The following is a 22576-nucleotide window of genomic DNA, read 5'->3' as shown; positions in this document are numbered from 1 at the left end:
TTTATGAAACACGTAGAATGTCCTATTAATGGATTTCAACGCAATATTAAAAAAATCCTGTAAAAAACCATAATTTAAAGGTAGAAACCATAAATATATGAAGGAGTTAACATTATGCGAAAAATGACCGAGTGCAAGATTGTATCTGTTCAATATGTACACCATCCCGAAGCAGCACAAAAATGGTTTGACTTGTATACCAACCTTATTTTGAAAGAATTAGAAAATAGACAAGGAGACGTAAACAATAAGGAGGAATTGAATGAATGAAAACGGTAGCTTATTATCGAAATTCTATTAGTATTGAAAAACAAAAATTATCCATTGAGATGCAAAAGCAATCTATCCATGAAATTGCTAAGAAGAACCATTTAATTATCGATCATGAATTCGAAGATAGAGAAACTTCGGCAAGAAAGACAGGCTTAGAAGAAAGAATCCAAATGAAGTTATTAATGGATGACATAAAGAAAGGGATGGTGAAAAATTTAATTGTTTACAGCCGTTGCCGATTAGCGAGAAATGTTCAACAGTATATGAGTTTATTTGAATTATTGAAGCAACATACCGTCAATGTCATTTTTGCTGCTGATTTCGAATTTCCTATGATGTTTACAATAGAATCGGAATTTATAGAACGGATACTCGCTGCAATGAACGAGGTAGATGCTAATCAATTAGTTCAGAAATTACAGGATGCAAAAATGACTAAAGCAAAAGGCGGGAAACATGCTGCTGGGGCTATTCCATTTGGGTATAGAAAAGCATACGAAGAAATTGAAAAAGATGGGAAGAATGAGGAGTGGAAAAAGGTCGAAAGTGAATGGAAAGATATTGAATTAATTTACGATGCATTCTTGCAGGAGGATTTTAATTCCTTACAAAAATTTGTTGACCATATAAATGAAAAAGGAATGCGTTTTAGAAAGGGGAAGGAATGGAATTACCAAAGAATAAAAAGGGTTTTAACTAATCCTATTTATAAGGGAGAAAGAATATTTCATTCTAAAGATGAGTTAATCGTTAGAACGGTTCAAGATCTAAAAATCATCGATGAACCAACTTGGGGAAAAGTACAAAGGAAAATGAATGAAATTATTAAAGTGCGAGATAAGGATGAAAAGAATAAAGAAGAAATCATTTATTTATTAAATGGACTGGTTTATTGTTCTGAATGTAATCAAATGATGTCAGGAAAGACACATAAATTGAATAGTGAATCGACTTTGGTATATAAATGCAAAACACATTCCACAATTCGAACGTCAAGGGATTGGTTAGAAAACACAGTTATACAAAACTCGAATGATTATTTCAACGAAATAGTGAAAGCGAATTTTGCTGAAGTCATTGAAAAAATGTATAAGAGACAAGCGTCAGAATTTATAGAAACGATCGGGCAAATTAATCGTGAACTTAAGCAATTAGAGAAAACAATGGTTGAACGGACAGAGTTAGCTCTTGAAAAGGGTGAGGAAGTAAATTTAGATCAATCTATGATTCAAACATTAGAAAAGTATGAGCAAAGCCAGTTTATTTGGTCCGAGTTAAATTACAAAATTTTTGAGATCAAAGAAAAATTTGTAAAGGTAAATGAATGGAAAGAGGAAGCGTTTTTACAAATTATTCAGGATGATATGGGGGATCAGGAGAAAATCGAACTACTTCAAGATATTGTTTACCGAATTCAATTAAGTAAAGAGCAAGTTATCATTGTTTTCCAACATCCACTATTTACTGGTGTTAAAGGGAGTGTTGAAATTGGACTTATCTAAAGTATTACAATCTGGTATGAGGGGTGTATTTTATGGAAGACACTCCACTCATAAACAAACTATGGAAACGCAACGTCGTAGTGCTTATGAGCTAGCTGAAAAATATGAATGTACAATTGTTAATGAAATTTTAGATGAGGGTGTTTCCTCCCGAAAAAAAGACCGTAAAGGATATAAACAGTTAATAGCAGATGCTTATAGTGAAAAGTTTGACTTTGTTATTATTTACTCTCATTCTCGAATTGCTCGTATTCCAGAAGAACATGAAATGATTCGTCTTATTATGCATCAACTTAATATTCCTATCATAGAAAGTGAAACAGAGAATTTATATGATTATGGGGATACGATTTATAGAGCCATAAAAGACGGAGTCGCAAAATATGAGTTAGATAAAATTAGATTTAATACAAGGGGAGCTATGCAAACATTAGTGAAAAATGGGTTATGGACAGGAGGAAAAGCTCCCTTTGGATATCGTTATACTCTAAAAGAAAGAGGCGACAATGGAAAATTTGAAATTGAAGAAATTGAAATGGAACTTGTGAAAAAAGTATTCGAATTGTACAAAAATAATCATGGATTCTCTTTCATTGCTAAACATATGCCTGTCAATAGCCACCGTGGAAAAGAGTGGAATAAAGATCGTGTGAAGAATATAATAACCAATCCTTTTTACGCGGGTTATATAGCAATTAGAAGAAAACATGAGAAAAAACACAATTCTCTTAGGGATAGAAATGAGTGGGTTATGGAGAAAAGTTCCTTAATTCCACCTGTTTTATCTATTGAAGAATGGGAATATTGTTGGGATTTATATATGACAAAGATGAAACGAAAAATTTCTCCAAAACACTTTAAAACGTCTTTTCTATTGACTAGTTTGTTAAAGTGTGAGGATTGTAACGGAAGTTTAGTTGGGAAGGATCAACGAACTAAAAGCAATCAGGGAAAAGTTTATGGTAAGAAAGTGTATATATGTAAAGCCTGTAATTTTAAATTAAATGCGGAAGAAGCACATGAAACTGCCATAAAAATTTTTAAAACCTACCAAGGAGTAGATACTGAACAGTTAATCGAAGGTATTCAGGGAAAAGTTGAGAATGAAATAAAAATCATAGAGGGGAATATTGAAGATTTGGAGGTGGTTTGGAATGCAGAAAAAAGAAAATTACAAAATTGTGATTTAGAAATTGAAAAAGCATTTAAGGAGAGCGAAACAAACGAAACTCGTATCAAGATATTTTTGATTACTAAAGAAAAGTTATTAAACCAGATTCATCAAATTGAAGCTGTAATCGAGGAAAAAAAATCTAAGATCAAATTTTTAGAAGAAGTTCAAAAAAATCAAATTTTAATTGAAGGACAGTTAAAGAATTTTTATTTAAATTCATTTACCCAACAAGACCTACGGGTGCTATTTTTATATTTGTTTGAAAAAATTACTGTGAATAATCAAGGGGCTCTGAAATGCAAACTACGTTTTAATTTAGAAGGGGATAGGTGAAAAATTATCAACAAAAATAATAAGTTTATTTCAGAGTGGCAAACAGTCAAATGGAAAATGAAAACACAGGGCTTTTAATAATGAACTTTGCCCTGTGTTTTTGTTTGAGTATATTAAAGTTTCGCTATATCATCTTGATACTTCAGAGCTAGTTGTATCCTGAAAAAACGGGGTATTTTCCTATTTGTTCGTTTGTTAAGATAAGGATGTAGGTTAAATGAGAGCTACATAGAAAAGGGACGAAGTCTTCATTTCATATAAAATCTATTGACCGAGGAGTTATTCTACTAAGAAAAGAGAAATATCTTTAGAATTTTGGTTGGTTGATGACAAAGTTGATTTTTATAGACTTGATAATACTTCAATGAAGTAAAAGATATTTATTTAAATTGCTATTTAATTTTCCCTTTCAATTGTAATGAATGTGAATACTTGTATTTAAAGTAACGGAGGCGATTGTCCAATAAGAACAGTCGCTTATTGTGCTAACGGGAGTTTAGTTGAACAAGAACTGGTGATAAAATATCAGAAAATGATATTTTAATAATCGAAAAAGGAATAATGCTAATGAATAAAAAAGAGTTGGAAGCAGTAATGAAACAACCACCAAATATTAGATACGAGTATTTCATAAAAAAGGTTGTAGATTTTGAAGAAGTTTGGGGCTTGTACAATGATGGTTGGGCAACAGGACAGGATGAGGAAGGTAATACAATTATTCCATTCTTTCCTAAAGAGGAATTTGCAGAAGCCTGTGCTAAAAATGAATGGTCAGAATGTAAAGCTAAACCGATTGACTTGAATGATTTTGTTGATAAATGGCTTACTGGAATGAAAAATGATGGCATAAAACCATCTATTTTTCCAACTGATGATGATACAGCAGTGGTTAAAATAGATGTAATCTTAAAAGATTTAGAAGTTGAACTTGAAAATTATTAAACTAATGGGTGCTTATGTTAAAGAAGGGATGGCTGCGGCGATCCCGTTTTCTTATTTTATAGAGGGAGTTTAGTTTAATAAGTCCAAATGATAAGATAGAAGAAGTATTACCAAATATCGGGGTGATTCAAAATGGATAACTGGAGGAATATGGGGATTTGGTTTGAGCAAATACCAGATAATCTTCAAGCTTACTTAAACTTAAAAGAAGATAAATTTAATGAGATGCAGCTTGAAAACATTGAATATTTAACTCTTTGGCACCATAAAAAGAATAAGCTAGGTAACTTTGTTGGTTTTCCAGAAAATCTCCTCTATTTAGAATTAAACTGGTCCAATATACAAGAATTCCGTGGGATAGAAAAAATGAATAAATTAAAGCGTTTAGAATTACATTATTGTACTAAATTACAAAATGATTTTGGTTTGTCTGGATTAGCCGATACGCTAGAACATTTACATATTAATCAATCAAAAAAATTTGTACCAAATGAAGAATTATTCTCTCTGAAAAATCTTCGAGTTCTATGCCTTAATTCTTGCGGTAATCTTGAAAATTTGAATTTTTTATATCAATTTCCTAATCTAATTGACTTTAGATTTGTTGATACTAATGTGTTAAACGGTGACTTAACACCAATTTTAGACCATCCAACAATCCGAAGTGCAGGCTTTCTAAATAAGAGACATTACAATATTAAAGATGATAAGATGGATGCTTTGTTAAAAGATAAAAATGGTGGAGAAGTATTTGAAACTGTCATCAAGTATGGGGAATATGAGACTGTTAGATATATTTATTAACTCAATTATTATTCGACTAATGAAGCAGTTCACTTGAACAAGATGATACTATATAAAATAAAAGGACTGAAAAAAGTGGCTAAATATATATCAGAAAATTGCTTTGAGTCTATTAATTGGCAGTCCGTTTATATTGAAGAAGTCAAAGTTGAAAACAACAATCTATTCTTAACACTTGAATGTATTCAAATGGTAAAAGAACACCCTCTAAATCCATTTGATACTGAATGTGAAACAAACGAGGTAGTATTAGCTTTTTACGACTTCGAAGTATTAGATTCAGGTTATTATGATTGTTCACAAGTCCAAAAACAAACCATCGACTTTGATAAAGATTGTACTTATGTTGAGATTCCGCTATTAAAGCTAATTAATAACTTTACAATTGTTACTGAAGATATAAAAGATAAAAATGGGTCATTTTTTGAACAAACATTTGAGGGTTTTGCTTGGAATTTCGGAGAAGATACTTGGGGTTATTTTAGACTTCAATATAAACGAATGAAAATGATGTGGGATTCTTTTTATAACGAGTGATAAATAACGCTTCTTCAACGAAAGGGTGCGATGCTTCAATAAGGGATATCGCCTTTTCTTATTCAACTATAATGGCAGAATAGTTGAATAAGAAAAAGGAATAATGAAAAGGAATAGGATGGAAAAAGTAATATGGTTAATATTGATGACCGAACGGCGTATGAAAATGAACGTATAGATTTGTGGGCTTGTGATTGTATAAAAGAACCAGAATATATGTATAGTGTTAACGGAGAATATGGAACAACTTTATCTGATTTCTGGAAAAACTATAACCGTTTTCCTCTAAAGGTTATCCATAACTTTGTAAGAGAATTTGATGATTTAGACGATGATGACAAACGGTTTAGGTACAGAATTGATGAAGTTCATTCGATAAATGAACTGAATAGAATACTAGACGATGTTGGATGGAAATTAACCTTTGACGATTTCTTTATAACTAATTCATCAAAGGAAATAAAATTTAAGATACAGGATAGAGATGTATTGAAGGGTAAGGTCTCTGTACAGTATCCTATATTCGAATTAGGTCCAAGTGACACTCTAACAGAAGTGATTTTACACGGAGAATCTTTTCTCGTTGGTACAAATGATATTAGTTTATCAACGAAAGAACAGCTCTATAAGGTCATTCTACCCTGACTATCCTAGCTGAACTAACGGAGTGCGATGCTTCAATAAGGGGGGGATCGCTTTTTCTTATTTAAGTAACTGGCAGTTTAGTAAAAAAAGAAGTATTAGCAATGGCAATACAGAGGGGGGATATTTTGTTTGCAATAAAAGAGTTTGCATCAAGTTTTTTATTTATAGTCAGTTGGTTTATATTTGCTGTAAGTGCTTATTTACTTTATTGGACAATCATTATGCCTTTGCTAGCAATCATTCCCTTTTTTATTTCTTTAACTTCTGGTTTATTATGTTTGTACTGTTCAAGAAAACTTGACGATAGGAAAAAGAACAAATAGTTATTCAATTAACGAAGCAGGTTAGCCCAATAAAAAAACGAATATAGGTATTTATAATAAATTTCATTAATGGGGTGTAAAAATGAATGATAAAAATGTTGGATATACGATTTTCAAACCAACTGGAGTACGTCATGAATATCCTCATGTTGATTTAGTTAAACAACAAGTAACCTGTATTGTTTTATACAAAGAGGAAGCATATATGACTGTTATGGTTGATTTGAAAAATGATACTGTACAAGTTCAAGGAGACGTTGATGAATTAGGAGATTTAACCATTAGTAAGGATTCTTATATTGATATGTTCAAAGGTCAGGCAAAGTTTTTTATTGATAACAATATTTCTAATCCAAAAAAGTATTATGATGAATTAATAAATAATCAATCTTCCTAAACAAACGGGGGCGTTTCTACAATAAGTGGAGACGCTTTATGTCATTTTTGACACATGATGTGTAGCAGAAGGGAAGGAATTTTAAATTGCTGTTTTAGAAGAAGGTAGAAATCAACATTGTGATATATGGTATTACATAAATAATACACATAATAGCAAATATGCAGATGAAGGTTGTTATTGGGTGAGGTAACTTATTGTAACGGCTAATTAAAAAAATACCAACCAAGATAAGGATGATGACAAATAAAAATGGCGACATATTATAGCCCCCTTCTTTTCATGTATTAAGTTTAACACTTAAAGGTAAAGGTTTCCATAATTCTTCAGGAACAAGCATTATGTTTATGTCGCAGTACGTTGATTAGATGCAATAACTGACAATCATTGTTCTTGAATGTCGGGAGGTAAAGCAGAAGTTGCTAAGTGAATATGTTCTACCAACTCTACTGAAGGACCATAAGAAATTCGATAAGTCATTCGGTCTTTTCCTACTGGAACGTTGTGTCCACCATCGGTAGGCTCAATTTCAAATGTAATGTCCAATATAAAGCCACGGAAGCCATTTACTCTTCTTGTTTCAATTACTTCAATTTTCCATGGAGCGACAGCAGGTGAAAAATCCTTTAAAATCTTCGGATAATAATAGTTATGCAAATCTTTTTCGATATAAGGAGTAAGCATGTTCATAAGCATATCTTGTAACCTAAGTTGTTCAGAATCTTGAATTGGTTTGGTTGACGAAGCGGTTGTTGTTTGAATGGATGTAATAAGAACGACGGATAACATGAAAACATAAATGGATTTCTTCATTTCTTATCGATATACCTCGCTTTGCGTCTGTCTATTCAATTTTATTATTTGTTTTTATGAACTAAGATATGTGGTGATTAAAAGGTGCGGGAGTTGAAGATTAATGAATGAGTCGGCAGCTCTTTTTCTTATTGCTTTAATTTGTACAAACTATTTCTCGGCAATTAGGTACTTACATTGTAATTTTTCTCGGTAATAAGAGGCAGTATGCGATCGCATACTGCCTCTTATTACCGAGATTGATATGACTGGATTTCTCCAAAAACCATTGATTTCAAGGGACAAGCTAAGGTTTATCCTGTTTTTATAATGGGCAAAAATTCTGTCGTTGATGAGCTCTCGGTTTTTAGGAGGTATTTAAAAGGCTTTCTCGGTCATTAGGTGAGCTTATTTAACAATGGATAATTGGCTATGTATTAAAAAACTGTTTTCAAGGAAATAGACTGCTGTTTCATAAAACCTTCTTTATTTCCTTAATGAGACTTTAGAATTTATATTACTTTTATAACATTACGGAAATAATTTTATTAGAGTGATTTTAGATGTATAATTTTACTGAATCAGGTACATGAATTTGTTATGACGCGTTATGCTTAAAAATAGATAGTTTAGGTGGGGGAATACGATGCAAAGACAGCATAAAAAGGTTTTTGTGAGTTACAGTTGGGATAGTTCTGATCATCAAGCTTGGATTCGATATTTTACTAATGAATTAAGAGGAAGAGGCGTTGATGCAAACTGCGATCAATTCATTCTTCAACGGCAAACTAAAAATTTAAATCAAATGATGATTGAAGGGATTAGAGATAACGACTATGTTATTTATGTTCTCACTGAGAATTATAAAAATAAGGCTGACGATTTTCAAGGAGGGGTAGGATTCGAGCAATTATTATCTCTTCCGATAGTCCGCAGAACTCCAGATAAAATGATTTTAATTAAAAGGAGTTCAGGGAGTTTTGAAGATGTTTTGCCGTTTCATTTAGAGGATTATCCTGTTTTTGATTTTTCCAATGATAAAGAGTTTGAATCAAATATGAAACAGCTCGTCTATCGGATACATGGGGTGGATTACTTTGAAGTGGCTCCATTAGGACCTATACCTGATTTAACTCCTCAATCTGTTGAAAAACCATTCATACTAAATAAACAACTAGATTGGCTCTCAAATATTGAAGTTTCTGTTCCGAAAAAGATTACAGATTATGATAAAAGTTTATTTATGGAAACAGCTTTTAAAGAAATTTGTGAAAAGATAAGAGAATTACTAGAGCATGTCAAGAAACAAAACCCTCATATTACTTATACAATCGAATGGAGCGGAGACAAAAAGCTCATAACAAAACTTTATATGGATGGAGCACATAAGACGGGAATAAAGATGTGGTTAGGAAATTGGATGGGAAGCCATACAGAAAACATTCATATTTCGTACGGTCCGCATTTATCTACCTCGGATCAGTCATACAATGAGCTTATTACATGCGAAGTAACGCAAGAACACCAACTACTTCTTAAAGCAATGATTGGTAATTTCTATTCGCATGAACAAACGCCATTTTATACCCCTGAAAAACTCGTCATGCAGATTTGGGAGCATCATTTAAAGCACTATCTTAAATAAATTATAGCGAAAAATCTGCAATAAGTTCACCCTCTGAATAGTATTTAATTATTGTTGTAAATGTGGATTGTAAGGAAAGGCAGCTAAATATTTTTAGCTGCCTTTTAGCAATTTTGTTAAAGGTTTTTAAGCTGTTATTACCTTTTAACTAAGAGATTGTCTATATAATCAATTAAAAAAGAATTGCTTGTCGGTGGCACAAGGTAATTATAGATTGGAAATACTTAGTTTAGTAAAGAGATAGTGAGAAAAAATTTGATTATCAAGTTGATATTTTAGTAACTTTACGAGAGTAACATAGCATCAAACAAAATGTAACGGTAGTCCTTACTTTACATCAAACTATTTTGAATTACTTTAGTTTTATCATTCTTGGACAGGCAGTTTCATATAGTAAGAGTAAGTTAGAAAGGGGAGACGTTATGCAAATAGGTCAGCAAAAGGAACTAGAAAGAGCCATTGATGAGATTACGGAAATTGCCACTCATTTCGGTCTAGATTTTTATCCAATGCGTTACGAGATATGTCCAGCTGATATTATTTATACTTTCGGTGCTTATGGAATGCCAACTCGCTTTTCACATTGGAGTTTTGGAAAACAGTTTCACAGAATGAAGCTTCAGTATGATTTAGGATTAAGTAAAATTTATGAACTAGTGATTAACTCAGATCCTTGCTATGCGTTTTTGCTTGATTCTAATTCACTGATTCAAAATAAGCTAATTGTCGCCCATGTTTTAGCACATTGTGACTTCTTTAAAAACAATTGCCGTTTTAGTAATACAAAAAGGGATATGGTTGAGAGCATGGCAGCGACAGCCGACCGAATTCATAAGTATGAGATGCTTTATGGAAAGAAGGAAGTGGAGACATTTTTAGATGCTGTGTTATCCATTCAGGAACACATTGATCCGTCGCTGATGAGATCTAAACTTTTCTGGAATACGAATGATGAAGAAGAGACGGAGTTAGAAGTACTTTCAAGTGCTTATGATGATTTATGGAATTTAGATTATAAAGATCGCAAAAAGCCAAAACCACTGAAGAAGCTAAAAAAAATCCCACCGAATCCAGAGAAAGACATCCTTTTATTTATTGAAGAATACGGACGAAACTTAGAAGACTGGCAGCGAGATATTTTAACGATGATGCGAGAAGAAATGTTATATTTTTATCCACAATTAGAAACGAAAATAATGAATGAGGGGTGGGCGAGTTTTTGGCATCAGCGAATCTTACGTGAGATGGAATTAACAAGCGCTGAATCAATTGAATTTGCCAAGTTAAATGCAGGAGTTGTACAACCGTCAAGAACGAGCATTAATCCTTACTATCTAGGGCTCAAAATTTTCGAAGATATTGAAGAGCGATATAATAATCCGACCGAGGAAATGAAAAGCAACGGTGTAAAACCAGGCTCTGGCAGGGAGATGATATTTGAAGTAAGGGAGGTTGAATCTGATATCTCTTTTCTACGCAATTATTTAACAAAGGATCTGGTTATGCGTGAGGATATGTACTTGTTCCAAAAGAAAGGAAAAGATTATAAAATCGTCGATAAAGCGTGGGAGCAAGTGCGCAATCAACTCGTGAACATGCGAGTAAATGGTGGCTTTCCATATATTACAGTGAATGATGGAGACTATATGAGAAATGGTGAGCTATACTTAAAGCATTGGTATGAAGATATCGAACTAGATCTGAAATATTTAGAAAAAGTATTACCATATATTCACCAGCTTTGGGGACGCCCTGTTCATTTGGAGTCGGTCATGGAAAGTAAAACGATGTTGTTTTCGTATGATGGAAAGGGAATTCATCGGAAGCATTTATAAGGTAATTGTGAAAACCACTGAGGTAATCAGTGGTTTTTATGTAGTCATAATATACGAAAATGTAGGAGAGGTAAAATTTAAAATTTGAAGTGAAAGTAAGGGCAACCTCTTATTTAATAAAAGTAAACGATATACATAATGTAAAAGAGTGATTTGATGTTCTATTTAGAGGGTGAGCACTTTAATCAATTTCAAAATGATAAAATATGGAACATTTTTATTGGAAACTTCGGCTAAAATAGTAAGTTTTTCGTCTAATAGGTATATAGAAAAAAGAAGGTGATTAACATAATTGAGTCTAATCGTAGAAATCAAGGAGATAATGATAAAGCTTTTTTAGAGCTATTTCAGCAATACGAACAGGATATTTATCGGATGGCGTATGTTTATGTGAAAAATAAGGAGGATGCGCTGGATGTTGTTCAAGAAGCAGCATACCGATCATTTCTAAAATTCAACACATTGAATAACTTGCAGATGTTTAAAACTTGGCTAATAAAAATTACAATTAATTGCGCAATTGACCTTTTAAGAAAAAATAAGCAAGTGATTCATTTAAAGAAAGAAGATATTGAATTTCTTTCTTCCAGTATGGAAGATATTCCTTTGTCATTATCTTTACAAGATTTATTAGAATTATTAAATGAAGATGAAAAAACGATTGTATTATTGAAGTTTTATCAGGGATGCACTTTTAGTGAAATTTCGGAGGTTATAAATGCACCATTAAGCACTGTGAAATCTATTTTATATCGGGCATTAGAAAAACTTCGTAAAGGCGCTAGGAGGGTAGATATGTATGGACAATAAAATTCGACAAGAGATGGATAAGATAGAGATTCCAGAGGAATTGCATACTAGAGTTATATTAGGGATGGAACAGGCAAAACAAGATAATGAAATATCTAGGCAGCTTAAATCTGAACGTAAGAATCATAAAAAAAGATGGAGCCCTAAAAAGAAAATAATGTTCTTTAGCGGCGTTGCTGTATTATCGTTTGGAGTGTTTATAAGCTCTGCGTTTGTTTCCCCTACGATGGCGAAGGTGATTTCTAATATTCCATATTTAAATTTGATTTTTCAATCAGAACCAATAGGCGGCTTAATTCAGAATGAATTAGAGAAAAAAGGTTACAAAGTTAGTTCATTAGGAACCAGTTATGAACCTAAAAAAGTAATTGAAGTAACATTAGAAGGTTCAGATGATTATTATAATGAAGTAAAAGATGATGTCGAAGAGACTATAAGAGAAATTCTAAAATCAAAAGGTTATGATGCTTATTCTGTAAAAGTTAGTAAAGGGTCAGTTCGAACTGATTATGTCCTTAATAAAGAAGAAACGGAAGAAAAAAATATACTTGAAAACGAGGTTACAAAGAAGCTAAAACAATTGAACTATAAATTTGATAATGTACAAGTTGACCCCACGGAGAAAACAATTTTTATAAATATAGTGGGTTCCGATAAATATTATAATTCTGTTCAAGATGATGTTGAGAAAATGGCAATAGAAGTGGCAGATAGGAATAAATATACGAGTTATAAAATTAATGTAACTAGAGTAACGGTCAAGGTAGAAAAAGCCGATAAAGGAGCGCAAATTACACCTGCGATTGCTGAAGGGCTTATGTCAAAAAAAGAGTTTAAGGTTACAGGGGTAGGGTATAAAGGGAAACCATTGAGTTTTATAATAAGCACTTCTGTCTTAAGTTCTGATCCAACAGCTAAAGCACTTGGGACTGAAATCGAATTAATGATTGTTGAATTTCTGAAATCAGAGGAAATATCACCAATATTAGGTGATGAATCTTATGGAATTATTGTAAATAGTAAGGACAAAAAGAAGATAAATTGAACTGATTTTAATGAACGAATTTGAAATAAGGTAATAGGCTTAACTTCAACTAATTGAAAAGCACCACTGCGAAACGAAGGCTGGGCTTCGTTTCGCAGTGGTGTTCACTTGAAGTTGTTTGGAATATTTCACTATCGTTCTGTTGCTGTTAAGAATATCATAATATGTTATTCAGTGTATAACAAAATAAAAAATTGTATGGGAAAAGGCATAGGAAAAATTAACCTTAGTTTTAGTTAGCACTCTACTTAGGTATAGTGCTTTTTTATTTAACTTCGTCCTTTAAAATATAAAAATCAAAAGTTAATTTAGTTTGGTAATCAATCTGCTGAAAATCTCCAAATATCGTATAATATAAAGGAGTTATTTTATTTAAAAGGGGGATGAATATATGTACGATAAACATTTATTAATTAAGAAAGCATTTGTTTATACTAAACCTAAGGAAAAACCACAACTTCGCGGCTACTATTTTTTGAATTCATTAGGATACTGGGTAGATAAGGACGAAGTACCATATGTGTTGGATACAAGGAGACCTAAGCCACAGACAAAAAAAGCAGATGTTGAAACAGGGGAAGATCAAAAAGGTGAATAGTTATATGAATTTTACTGAGATACTGGTTATTGCAAGCACCTTGGATTTTACATCAGATTATGTTTGTTTAGAGCTAAAACGTCGTGGGAAAAATTACTTAAGGATAAATAGAGACGAATTTGACAAGTATGAAATCCAATTTGATATTAATCGAATGATATTAAATATACAAATAGAGGGTATTAATTATTGTCTTGATGAACAGTCCCTAAAAGCCATATATTATCGTGCACCGATTTATCTAAGGGATATATATCAACCTAACATAGATATGGAAGAACAGTTATTTAGAACTCAATGGACGGCTTTTATTCGAAACCTTTCGATTTTCGAAAATATTATTTGGATAAACAATCCTGTGTCTACCTTCAAGGCTGAAAATAAATTACTTCAACTTAAATACGCAGAAAAAATTGGTTTACGTTATCCGAAGACTACTGTATCGAACACTAATGAGGTTCAACTTGACAAGGATGAATATTATATTGTTAAGTCGCTGGATACAGCACTTTTGAGGACCGATGAAAAAGAAGCATTTGTGTATAGTTCTGTAATTAAAGGATTGGAAATATTGCAAGCTAATTTAAAAATTTCACCTGTGGTTATCCAAGAATACATATTCCCTAAAATAGATATTCGGGTATCAGTAATAGGTGATAAAACTTATGCTGTTAAGATAGTGCAAGATCAAAAAGGAATAGATGGAGATTGGCGATTGCAAAAGCACAATTTATCATATGTCCCGATATTATTATCAACTGATATAGAGCAAAAATGTATTCAGTTAGTAAAAAATTTGGGATTAGTATTTGGTGGTATAGACCTTATAGAATCAAATGGTGAGTATTATTTTATTGAAGTGAATCCAACAGGGGAATGGGCTTGGTTGGTCGATGCTGCGGGACTTCAAATTTATGAAGCCATAGTGGATTATCTTGAAGGCGAGCAATAAAATGATAAAAACAATTTTATATTGGATTTTTCCTTTTGCTGAGATGGTAATTGCAAACAGAAAAATTACTAAAAAAGTTGAAGAATTTAAAGGAAACCTTGAAAACGATGAAACTTATTTATCACCTTATATGCAAAGCTTCGAAAATATTCCAGTTGAGGAAGCAGAAAAAATTTTTAATTCAATCTTATCTAATAGGAAAACGTTGGAAGATAAGGCTAAGGTCAATGTTTTAATTGTAACAATTGCGGTAACAGTTATTTTAGGTCTTTCGAGTTTCCTTTTTACTGTCCAAGGAAAAATACCAGATAATATAGTATTTAGTATTTTCTTAATATTCCTTTTTATCTTAAGCTTAGTTTACTTAACAATCGGGTCAATAATTTCTCTAGCCACTTTAAATTCTGGAGAGTCAAAAGAAATATATAATCTATCGCCTTCTGACTATCAATATCTTGCGAGTATTTCTGATGAAACAGAAAGAACAAAAGAAATTAGGTACTTCTATTCACAATATGCCGAGTTAAACATGACAATAAATTGGAAAATTAATAATTATGTTAGCTGTACTTATGCTAACATCCGAAACTCACTTATTTTTCTTGGTATTATAGGAATTGTATTTTGTTCTATGTTTATCTTTGGAAAAAATGATGAGCAGATTAAATTAGAGAAAGAACTAAATAAACATGTACAGTTATTAGAAAGCATTGAACAAGATCTTTCCAAACTTCAAAGTGAAACTAAGGGAACAAGTGAACAGTATAATGATCAGATTGTTAAACAACAAGAAATACTTAATCAAATTCAAACATTACAAAAAGCACTTAAAGATACACACAAAGTAGATTAATTTAGTGAGGAAAGGTTAGATAATGTATTAAAGTTAGTAACGGGTTTATTGATAAATAGGACTAGATTATTAACATCAGAGAAGTTCATTTTTTATGTCTATGCGAAACGAAGATAGGGCTTCGTTTCGTATAGACGTTTAATCTAGATACTATGACTTATATTAAATTATTAATTTGATCTTGTAGCAATTGGACATAATCCAGGGGATTTTCTTCTTTAATTTGTCCATCTGTATAATTTACCGAGATAGCTTCATATACACCAAATTCCTTTTTTGCTTCATTACCGATTCCTTCCACTACAAATGAATAATTCATTGTGCCAAATAAAGAAATGTAAAGAATTAGGTCTTTATCTGAAACAATGAAAAGTATTTGATGATGATCTGTGAATTTAAAGTAAGGTATTTTTTTGTCAGTAAATCCGCCTTTTAAAAATACATTACTCCCCAACACAAAATCTTTAATGTTTTCTATTGATCTATGGTTTTTAAGAATTGGATAGAAATGTAATAAAACGTTAAGTAATACTTTCGCTGCCGCTCGATCACATTTTTTTAAATTGAAATCGAAATGCATTGTTATTTTTGGTGATTCGATTGTTGCCGAAGAAGGCATGCTCGCTGGTGATGAGATACTGCCGTTGGCTAAGAGATAGCTCACAAGATTCTTTAAAAATTTAATGCATTGTTTTGGAGATTTAGATCGGACATATAAACGACCATCCGCACTTAAAAAAACTCTTGGTGTGAATATGTCATCATATTCCTTGACTGTCATAGGAAGATAAATTATGTTATGCTTTTTCGTTTTAGATACACTTTGATGTATAGAATGAATATTTTTATTTTCATCTATACTAAATTGAACTGTATCGTATTTTTTATTATCCTTATCAGGGAACTTTGTAATTATATAAGGGTCTTTAAACCAACGTTGAAAGTGTTTTTGTAATTGTTCTCCATCACTATTGTTCGCTGCAATTGCTAAGTAATTACTCCCATGCTCTATTATTTGAGGCTTAAAATATGGTTTAAGCCCCGCCTCTATCCCACTCTCTAATAATAAAGATAAGTCTGTATCCCTATAAAATATATCTAGATATTTTAAAGCAGCTGGATGTCGGTTCTTACGGTACCCCTCTATACCCTCCACAGTTCTAATAAATCCAATAAAGCTCTTTTGGATCAATTCTCTTTCTATATTAGAGAATTTATTATTGCAGTCGTTACATACAAAATCCACATATATATTGCCCCCTCCTAATCCTTTTGGGAAAATATGCTCCGATAATTCTATAAACTCCTGATTACAGTAGATACATTTATTCATATTTATTGCTCCTTTTTACTTGGAAGTATTTTCTACGATTATATCAATAATTAAAGAGATGTTATAATTGAAGGGTAAATTTGGGTATTTTTCAAATAACTAACGTCTTATTATATAAAGGGGGAGATGACCTTGAAAAATTTAAAATATTTAATTGCTTTGATTGGAATAATTTCAATTTTTATAGCAGGTTGTTCAAACGTAATAAAAAATGAAGAGCAAAATATAGAAGTTCAAAAGCGTATTGGTGATGAAAATAAATATGAGAACTTCAAAGAAATCACTAATAATGAACAAGTTCAAAAGGTGAAGGAAATATTAGATGATATTGATTGGAAAAATGCGAAAGTAGATATGGCACGCCCTGCTGATTACAGATTTTTTTTTCAATTTAAAAATCCTGAAATAGAAGCAAAAGCGGCGTTGTATGAACTTTGGATAAGTCCAAATAAAGATAAAGTGGAACTCGTAATAGACGCTGAAAGTAAATATATTCAATTAGACAAGAAGAATTCAGTAGAACTATTTGAAATACTTACTGGTGAAAAGTTATCTGACCAGAAATAATTATTTGACCTCGAATTAGAGCTCTTGTATTATGCACTTCTAAACATTTCAAGCGCTGTTTCTTACGTTGGAAAAATACAAAGCTTAGCTTCAACTAATTGGAAAGCACCTTAGCGATATGAAGGCTGGGCTTCTTACTGGCATCAGCGAATTATTCGTGAGATGGATTTAAGTTCAGGAGAAGCAATTGAATTTGCTAAACTCAATGCGGGTGTTGTTCAACCTTCCCGAACAAGTATTAACCCTTATTATCTCGGTTTAAAGGTGCTTGAAGATATTGAAGAAAGATACGATAATCCGACAGATGAGATGAAAAAGAGGGGCGTGAAGCCTGGGTCTGGAAGAGAAAAGCTGTTTGAAGTACGCGAAATTGAATCGGATATTTCGTTTATCCGAAATTACTTGACAAAAGATCTTGTCATGCGGGAAGATATGTACTTATTTCAGAAACAAGGGAAAGACTATAAAATTGTGGATAAAGCGTGGGAGCAAGTGCGCGATCAGCTTGTCAGCATGCGTGTGAATGGAGGGTTCCCGTATATTACGGTAAACGATGGTGACTATATGCGAAATGGCGAGCTATATTTAAAGCATTGGTACGAAGGAATTGAGCTCGATCTGAAGTATTTGGAGAAAGTGTTGCCGTACATTTACCAGCTTTGGGGACGTCCAGTTCACATGGAATCGATTATGGAAAATAAAACGATGTTGTTTTCATATGATGGAAAGGGACTTCATCGAAAGTATTTATAAGCGTAATGTTAAAAGGCTGTCTCGTAGTGGGAAAATCCACTTATGGGATGGCTTTTATGTTTTGGGATGAATTCTTTCTTATGATAATTAAGTGAAAAATACAAAAAACACCGAAATAAGGTTGGTGTTTTTTGTAGTTGTTTTTTTATGCAACCACTCATAAATAATCCACCGTCATAAGAAGTGGTTTCTACATTGGTCAAACCATCCACTGTTTTGACAGCACTTGCCAGATTATCGGTCACTTGCTGTTTTACCTGAGCTGCCTGATACCCAGGTACTCTCATACTTACCGAAAGAGTTGTATTGTTAATTCCAGGCAAATAATCGCGTTGCATTTGGAATGCAGAAATACCACCCCAAGCCCAAATGATGACAACACACACCATCATTAGAATGGCTCTTTGCATGGTTGTCTCTACTAATTTTTTCATTATTGTACCTCCCCGATTTTTTAACCAATAACTATTATGAAAAAAAGCCCTAATATCTTTTGGCAGCTACATGATGTCATGAATTCGAATATGATACTGCTATCCAAAACTGGGTAACCTAAATATATAAAAGGAAACTTTTCGTTCTATGAATAAATGATTAAGAATTCCTTAAGATGCAAAAAGAATATTAGGTAAGGATTGTTTTTATTACGAATCTTAAGGCAAGTGAGTTACTTGGTGGCTTCTGTATTTAGTGCTGTGTGGGGCACAGGGATAGTTTTTCCTTTAATATTTAAGAATAGCGGATAAATATATAGAAAATGCTACATAAATGGAGAGATTGTTCGACGTCAGGAGGGACTAACTTGTTCAATCAGATAGTAAAAGCTGTGCCTAATTTATTTACAATTGGAAATTTATTGTGCGGTGTTCTTTCAATTACCTATAATATGAGTGGCTTTTTGGAAGTAGCCTCCGTTTTTATTTTCTTTTCGGCTGTTTTAGATCTTCTTGATGGAAGGATTGCGAGAAAATTAAAATTGAACAGTGAATTTGGCGTGGAATTGGATTCCTTGGCTGATATTGTTAGTTTCGGAGTTGCTCCTGCACTTTTATTTCATTCGATAGCAACACCATCGATTTTAACGTCTTTGGCATTTATCCTTTTCCCAACGATGGGAGCATTAAGATTAGCTAAGTTTAGTGTTAAACCAACCATTGGGTATTTTAAAGGATTACCTATTCCAGCTGCTGGATTACCATTGGCTGGTATGGGATTCTTTTTATATAGCAATGCGTGGATTACCTTAATACTTGCTCTCTTAATGGTAAGTCCAATTAGGGTGAAAAAACTTTAATTTTATTATCTTTGTAAAAAAGCTAGTAATCTTTTCGAAAAGGGTATAGCTTTTTTATTTTATCAAACCTTTTTGTTCCCTTAATACAAGATTAAGAATTCATTTATCGTGCTAAATTGTAATTAGATCTAAAGTTGAAGGATTATTTATTCTAAAGTTTCTTTTTATAAATAATGGAGGCATTTATATGTCATACTTAATAACTTTATTTGAACAGAACAGTTATCTGATATTATTCATAGGGATTTTTCTAGAACTCATGGCTCTACCTATTTCAGGCGAATTTTTAATGAGCTACGCTGGGTATTTTGTATTTCAGGGAAAAATGAATTACCTTTTGGCACTCCTGACAGTCTTTGTTGCAGGTAGTGCGGGAATTACTGTAACCTATTGGATTGGTAAGGTAGGAGGGTATAAATTAATTGAAAAATACGGAACGTATATCCACCTGGGACCAGAAAGGTATAAAAAAATATCAGCTTGGTTTGAGCGTTCAGGCAGTAAACTGTTGGTCTTTGCTTATTTCATTCCAGGCGTTAGACATTTTACTGGTTACATTTCGGGGGTTTCTAGAATACCGTTTCGAAAATTTATTATTCCAGCTTATCTAGGTTCATTTTTATGGGGATTTTGTTTTATTACTCTAGGAAAAGTATTGGGACCTCGCTGGGAGGTTTTCCATCAATCAGCCAATAAATATTTCATTATTTTTATTATTATTTTTGCGGTATTGTTAGTTGGGTATTTCGCTTATCGGTTTTATAAACTTCAAATTAAAAACTTATTTATTCATTTAATTAAATGGTTAACAAATCGACTAAAAGTCATAAGAAAAACAGAGATTTTTCTTATTTTTCTCACTTTAGTTTTAATCGGTATGGTGACCTTGATGTTGGGAATGGCTCAAGACTATTTATATAATGAGTTTACTCAGTTTAATGAAATTGCTGAATATATAGTGAAGTCTTCGATATATATGAGCTGGATGAAAGGGTTGTTAGTATTTCAAACCCCTTATGTACTTGGAGTAATTATTGGGGGAACAATCATCTGTATTTGGAGAAAGAGAAGGAATAGGCTGCTTGAGTACCTGCTACTTATCGTTTCGATTTTAGGAGCGAGGCTGTTTCATGAATCAATTATACAGATTTTTTCCTATCTCCAATCATTAGGATTCGTGGGGAAATTTCATTCCGCCAATTTTCCTGATATGAAAGCTACTATTATAATAATTATTTATGGAACATGCTTATTTTTACTTATTCGTCATTCGAAAAAAAATTATATATCCATATTTGTTCCTTTAATTGGGTTAATATTATTAATGGGGTTAACAATTGCAAATATTGCATCGACTGATTTACTTCCAAGTGATATTGTGGGTGGATATGTGTATGGTGGTGTCTGGATATTTTTTAACTTCTTGTTGTTTGAAATGTTAAGACTTGTAATAGAAAAGTATTGAATTGAAAATGGGGTAATAAAGAAGATAGTTAGACGGGGTGAGTAAAGTTGAAAACACATATTCTTGTAATCGAAGATGAAACTCAGATTGCTCGTGTCTTAAAAGTAGAATTGGAGTATGAGGGTTATCAAGTCACAGTAGAACATGACGGTAAATCAGGATTAGGGACGAATGTAGAATTACTTTTACCAATTAGCAATGGAAATGAGGGAAAAAATGCACAGAAGAGAAATCCAGCATAACTGGTATCGTTTCACCAATGAACGTGAAAATTTTTATGATATTTGTTAGCGTTGGTGCTTCAAAACCCTGCACGTAATGGCGAGCTGTATTTAAAGCATTGGTACGAAGGCAGTGAGCTCGATCTGAAATATTTGGAGAAAGTGTTACCGTACATTTATCAGCTTTGGGGACGTCCAGTTCACTTAGAATCGATTATGGAAAATAAGGCGATGTTGTTTTCATATGATGGAAAGGGACTTCATCGAAAGTATTTATAAGCGTAATGTTAAGCGGCTGTCTCGTAGTGGGAAAATCCACTTATGGGATGGCTTTTATGTTGTTGTTTTCTTTATAGGCTTGTTTATATTTGGACTTTCTATACCATTCTTTACAATGTCATTTTTACTAAAAAATAGGCGAAAACGTCCCCTGCCTTGGCGCAGCGTAGTGGAAGGAGGGGGGAAGTTCAATCTAAAGTAACAACAAAAAATAAGTACAAAGTCAAATTTCCTGCATTATTTTCGATACTCAGTTAATGCTTTTATAACTTCGGATTGTCTTTGTTTCGCTCGATCATTATTTGAATTTAAAGCATAAGCGCTAGGTGCTTGCGGTAAGCCTGCCAAGAGAGTTGCTTCATCGTAACTTAGTTCAGCAGGTGTTTTACCAAAATAATTCTCACTAGCTTCTTTAATGCCATAATTACCGGCTCCATAATAAATGATATTGACATAGAGTTCTAAAATATCATCTTTGTTATAGATTCTTTCAAGGTCGAAGGCAACAAATAGTTCTGCAACTTTCCGGATAAAGGTTCTGTCATTGCTGAAATAAAGATTTTTGGCAGCTTGTTGGGTTAATGTGCTGCCGCCTTGTGCGACCTCCTTCGCTGTTAAGTTGACGAAAGTTGCCCTGACGAGCGAAATAAAATCGAAGGCACCGTGTTTGTAAAAGCGGTGATCCTCGATGGCGACAACGGCATCCGTGAAATCAGGAGTGATTTCCTCTAGAGGCGCGAAATTTTCATCTTCCCTAATAGAGGCAACTTTTTCGTTAAGCGGAATCTCTGTAATGGCTTCTTTATATTTTAAATAACCAAGCAATCCAATAATTGAACCGATAAGGAGGGCAATGATTAATCCTAATTTTATTAGTTTTTTTACCAATCTAATCATGAATTTACCTCTTATATTTTGACCTATAGTTTTAGTATATCAAATAGAGGAAAAAGTATAAGGAATCATCAAAAAAGCGAGAAGCATGCGACTAGAAGCTGAAAATAAACATGGAGGTTATCGAAAAGATGCTTAAATTATACAAGGAGACGTGAAGAATTCAATGCTTAATCAAATAAATAATCAATGATTAATCATCTTTAAAATATTTGAATTAAATTATTAAAGTGAAAGGCGAGGAATGTAAATATGTGTTCACATTCCATTAATTATAAATCAGTTAAGCAAAAAGAAAGAGCCTATGCAG

Annotated in this window: 23 protein-coding genes and 3 pseudogenes; 22 read left to right on the top strand and 4 right to left on the bottom strand. The window is 32.6% G+C overall.

Annotated features, from left to right (window positions below; all coding sequences use genetic code 11):
- The first annotated feature begins 114 nt into the window (after positions 1-114).
- The 9 genes from ACE199_RS19120 (at position 115) to ACE199_RS19080 (ending at position 6930) form a co-directional block, all read left to right on the top strand.
- Complete coding sequence (locus ACE199_RS19120) at positions 115-270, top strand: hypothetical protein (protein ID WP_375351184.1); 156 nt, start codon at positions 115-117, stop codon at positions 268-270.
- Complete coding sequence (locus ACE199_RS19115) at positions 267-1775, top strand: recombinase family protein (RefSeq protein ID WP_375351183.1); 1509 nt, start codon at positions 267-269, stop codon at positions 1773-1775. The genes ACE199_RS19120 and ACE199_RS19115 overlap by 4 nt, the downstream gene beginning before the upstream one ends.
- Entirely contained in the window at positions 1762-3282 is a 1521-nt protein-coding gene (locus ACE199_RS19110; protein ID WP_375351182.1) for a recombinase family protein, read from the top strand. The genes ACE199_RS19115 and ACE199_RS19110 overlap by 14 nt, the downstream gene beginning before the upstream one ends.
- Positions 3283-3849: 567 nt before the next feature.
- A complete protein-coding gene (locus tag ACE199_RS19105; RefSeq protein WP_375351181.1) occupies positions 3850-4224 on the top strand; it encodes a DUF2750 domain-containing protein in 375 nt (124 codons plus the stop codon).
- A gap of 132 nt (positions 4225-4356) precedes the next feature.
- The gene (locus tag ACE199_RS19100; protein ID WP_375351180.1) at positions 4357-5028 is read left to right on the top strand and encodes a hypothetical protein; all 672 of its coding nucleotides are present in this window, start codon (positions 4357-4359) and stop codon (positions 5026-5028) included.
- A gap of 75 nt (positions 5029-5103) precedes the next feature.
- Complete coding sequence (locus tag ACE199_RS19095) at positions 5104-5565, top strand: hypothetical protein (RefSeq protein ID WP_375351179.1); 462 nt, start codon at positions 5104-5106, stop codon at positions 5563-5565.
- Positions 5566-5697: 132 nt separating this feature from the next.
- Positions 5698-6210, top strand: a complete 513-nt coding sequence (locus ACE199_RS19090) for a hypothetical protein (protein WP_375351178.1) — start codon at positions 5698-5700, stop codon at positions 6208-6210.
- 125 nt (positions 6211-6335) lie between these two features.
- The gene (locus tag ACE199_RS19085) at positions 6336-6533 is read left to right on the top strand and encodes a hypothetical protein (protein ID WP_375351177.1); all 198 of its coding nucleotides are present in this window, start codon (positions 6336-6338) and stop codon (positions 6531-6533) included.
- 82 nt (positions 6534-6615) lie between these two features.
- Entirely contained in the window at positions 6616-6930 is a 315-nt protein-coding gene (locus ACE199_RS19080; RefSeq protein ID WP_375351176.1) for a hypothetical protein, read from the top strand.
- Between the two features lie 384 nt (positions 6931-7314).
- Here the strand turns inward: ACE199_RS19080 and ACE199_RS19075 are convergent, their stop codons facing one another.
- On the bottom strand, positions 7315-7743 hold the full coding sequence (locus ACE199_RS19075) for a DUF3888 domain-containing protein (protein WP_375351175.1): 429 nt from the start codon (positions 7741-7743) through the stop codon (positions 7315-7317).
- 625 nt (positions 7744-8368) lie between these two features.
- Here ACE199_RS19075 and ACE199_RS19070 point away from each other — a divergent pair.
- The 7 genes from ACE199_RS19070 (at position 8369) to ACE199_RS19040 (ending at position 15460) form a co-directional block, all read left to right on the top strand.
- A complete protein-coding gene (locus ACE199_RS19070; RefSeq protein ID WP_375351174.1) occupies positions 8369-9367 on the top strand; it encodes a toll/interleukin-1 receptor domain-containing protein in 999 nt (332 codons plus the stop codon).
- Positions 9368-9789: 422 nt separating this feature from the next.
- Positions 9790-11202: a SpoVR family protein gene (locus ACE199_RS19065; protein ID WP_375351173.1), complete on the top strand. Its 1413-nt coding sequence runs from the start codon at positions 9790-9792 to the stop codon at positions 11200-11202.
- A 279-nt stretch (positions 11203-11481) separates the two neighbouring features.
- Positions 11482-12012, top strand: coding sequence for a sigma-70 family RNA polymerase sigma factor (locus ACE199_RS19060; protein WP_375351172.1), 531 nt, complete (start codon positions 11482-11484; stop codon positions 12010-12012).
- The gene (locus ACE199_RS19055; RefSeq protein ID WP_375351171.1) at positions 12002-13057 is read left to right on the top strand and encodes a DUF4179 domain-containing protein; all 1056 of its coding nucleotides are present in this window, start codon (positions 12002-12004) and stop codon (positions 13055-13057) included. The genes ACE199_RS19060 and ACE199_RS19055 overlap by 11 nt, the downstream gene beginning before the upstream one ends.
- Positions 13058-13448: 391 nt before the next feature.
- The gene (locus tag ACE199_RS19050; RefSeq protein ID WP_375351170.1) at positions 13449-13655 is read left to right on the top strand and encodes a hypothetical protein; all 207 of its coding nucleotides are present in this window, start codon (positions 13449-13451) and stop codon (positions 13653-13655) included.
- Between the two features lie 4 nt (positions 13656-13659).
- A complete protein-coding gene (locus ACE199_RS19045; RefSeq protein WP_375351169.1) occupies positions 13660-14607 on the top strand; it encodes an ATP-grasp domain-containing protein in 948 nt (315 codons plus the stop codon).
- 1 nt (position 14608) lies between these two features.
- A complete protein-coding gene (locus ACE199_RS19040; protein ID WP_375351167.1) occupies positions 14609-15460 on the top strand; it encodes a hypothetical protein in 852 nt (283 codons plus the stop codon).
- A gap of 157 nt (positions 15461-15617) precedes the next feature.
- Here ACE199_RS19040 and ACE199_RS19035 read toward each other — a convergent pair whose 3' ends face one another.
- Entirely contained in the window at positions 15618-16793 is a 1176-nt protein-coding gene (locus tag ACE199_RS19035; RefSeq protein WP_375351166.1) for an HNH endonuclease, read from the bottom strand.
- Between the two features lie 132 nt (positions 16794-16925).
- Here ACE199_RS19035 and ACE199_RS19030 point away from each other — a divergent pair, with 132 nt between their 5' ends.
- Positions 16926-17360 carry a YhfM domain-containing protein gene (locus tag ACE199_RS19030; RefSeq protein WP_483878207.1) on the top strand — a complete coding sequence of 145 codons (435 nt, stop codon included), beginning with the start codon at positions 16926-16928 and terminating at the stop codon, positions 17358-17360.
- Between the two features lie 120 nt (positions 17361-17480).
- Positions 17481-18113, top strand: a pseudogene (locus ACE199_RS19025) (SpoVR family protein); the annotation flags it as partial.
- Positions 18114-18121: 8 nt separating this feature from the next.
- Here the strand turns inward: ACE199_RS19025 and ACE199_RS19020 are convergent.
- Complete coding sequence (locus tag ACE199_RS19020; RefSeq protein ID WP_375351164.1) at positions 18122-18547, bottom strand: efflux RND transporter permease subunit; 426 nt, start codon at positions 18545-18547, stop codon at positions 18122-18124.
- A 368-nt stretch (positions 18548-18915) separates the two neighbouring features.
- Here ACE199_RS19020 and pssA point away from each other — a divergent pair, with 368 nt between their 5' ends.
- The 4 genes and pseudogenes from pssA to ACE199_RS19000 all read left to right on the top strand — a co-directional run.
- A complete protein-coding gene (pssA, locus tag ACE199_RS19015) occupies positions 18916-19407 on the top strand; it encodes a CDP-diacylglycerol--serine O-phosphatidyltransferase (protein ID WP_375351163.1) in 492 nt (163 codons plus the stop codon).
- Positions 19408-19594: 187 nt separating this feature from the next.
- Positions 19595-20872 (top strand): VTT domain-containing protein, encoded by a 1278-nt coding sequence (locus ACE199_RS19010; RefSeq protein WP_375351162.1) that lies wholly within the window; start codon positions 19595-19597, stop codon positions 20870-20872.
- Between the two features lie 47 nt (positions 20873-20919).
- Positions 20920-21051 (top strand): annotated as a pseudogene (locus ACE199_RS19005) (DNA-binding response regulator); the annotation flags it as partial.
- A 135-nt stretch (positions 21052-21186) separates the two neighbouring features.
- Positions 21187-21372, top strand: a pseudogene (locus ACE199_RS19000) (stage V sporulation protein R); the annotation flags it as partial.
- Between the two features lie 237 nt (positions 21373-21609).
- On the opposite strand, the gene ACE199_RS18995 reads toward ACE199_RS19000, so the two are convergent.
- Positions 21610-22269: a transglycosylase domain-containing protein gene (locus ACE199_RS18995; RefSeq protein ID WP_375351160.1), complete on the bottom strand. Its 660-nt coding sequence runs from the start codon at positions 22267-22269 to the stop codon at positions 21610-21612.
- Between the last annotated feature and the right edge of the window lie 307 nt (positions 22270-22576).

Origin of the sequence: Peribacillus sp. Hz7 (genome assembly GCF_042136355.1) — a bacterium.
GTDB lineage: Bacteria > Bacillota > Bacilli > Bacillales > DSM-1321 > Peribacillus > Peribacillus asahii_A.
Note: the sequence above shows the minus strand (reverse complement) of the source record. Positions and strands in the feature narration are given on the sequence as shown.

What these genes read in the sequence shown, in the direction of transcription:
- ACE199_RS19120 (WP_375351184.1), top strand. Translation starts at nt 115, where the DNA reads ATGCGAAAAATGACCGAGTGCAAGATTGTATCTGTTCAATATGTACAC.
- ACE199_RS19115 (WP_375351183.1), top strand. Translation starts at nt 267, where the DNA reads ATGAAAACGGTAGCTTATTATCGAAATTCTATTAGTATTGAAAAACAA.
- ACE199_RS19105 (WP_375351181.1), top strand. Translation starts at nt 3,850, where the DNA reads ATGAATAAAAAAGAGTTGGAAGCAGTAATGAAACAACCACCAAATATT.
- ACE199_RS19100 (WP_375351180.1), top strand. Translation starts at nt 4,357, where the DNA reads ATGGATAACTGGAGGAATATGGGGATTTGGTTTGAGCAAATACCAGAT.
- ACE199_RS19090 (WP_375351178.1), top strand. Translation starts at nt 5,698, where the DNA reads ATGGTTAATATTGATGACCGAACGGCGTATGAAAATGAACGTATAGAT.
- ACE199_RS19080 (WP_375351176.1), top strand. Translation starts at nt 6,616, where the DNA reads ATGAATGATAAAAATGTTGGATATACGATTTTCAAACCAACTGGAGTA.
- ACE199_RS19075 (WP_375351175.1), bottom strand. Translation starts at nt 7,743, where the DNA reads ATGAAGAAATCCATTTATGTTTTCATGTTATCCGTCGTTCTTATTACA.
- ACE199_RS19070 (WP_375351174.1), top strand. Translation starts at nt 8,369, where the DNA reads ATGCAAAGACAGCATAAAAAGGTTTTTGTGAGTTACAGTTGGGATAGT.
- ACE199_RS19065 (WP_375351173.1), top strand. Translation starts at nt 9,790, where the DNA reads ATGCAAATAGGTCAGCAAAAGGAACTAGAAAGAGCCATTGATGAGATT.
- ACE199_RS19055 (WP_375351171.1), top strand. Translation starts at nt 12,002, where the DNA reads ATGGACAATAAAATTCGACAAGAGATGGATAAGATAGAGATTCCAGAG.
- ACE199_RS19050 (WP_375351170.1), top strand. Translation starts at nt 13,449, where the DNA reads ATGTACGATAAACATTTATTAATTAAGAAAGCATTTGTTTATACTAAA.
- ACE199_RS19045 (WP_375351169.1), top strand. Translation starts at nt 13,660, where the DNA reads ATGAATTTTACTGAGATACTGGTTATTGCAAGCACCTTGGATTTTACA.
- ACE199_RS19040 (WP_375351167.1), top strand. Translation starts at nt 14,609, where the DNA reads ATGATAAAAACAATTTTATATTGGATTTTTCCTTTTGCTGAGATGGTA.
- ACE199_RS19035 (WP_375351166.1), bottom strand. Translation starts at nt 16,793, where the DNA reads ATGAATAAATGTATCTACTGTAATCAGGAGTTTATAGAATTATCGGAG.
- ACE199_RS19020 (WP_375351164.1), bottom strand. Translation starts at nt 18,547, where the DNA reads ATGAAAAAATTAGTAGAGACAACCATGCAAAGAGCCATTCTAATGATG.
- ACE199_RS19010 (WP_375351162.1), top strand. Translation starts at nt 19,595, where the DNA reads ATGTCATACTTAATAACTTTATTTGAACAGAACAGTTATCTGATATTA.
- ACE199_RS18995 (WP_375351160.1), bottom strand. Translation starts at nt 22,269, where the DNA reads ATGATTAGATTGGTAAAAAAACTAATAAAATTAGGATTAATCATTGCC.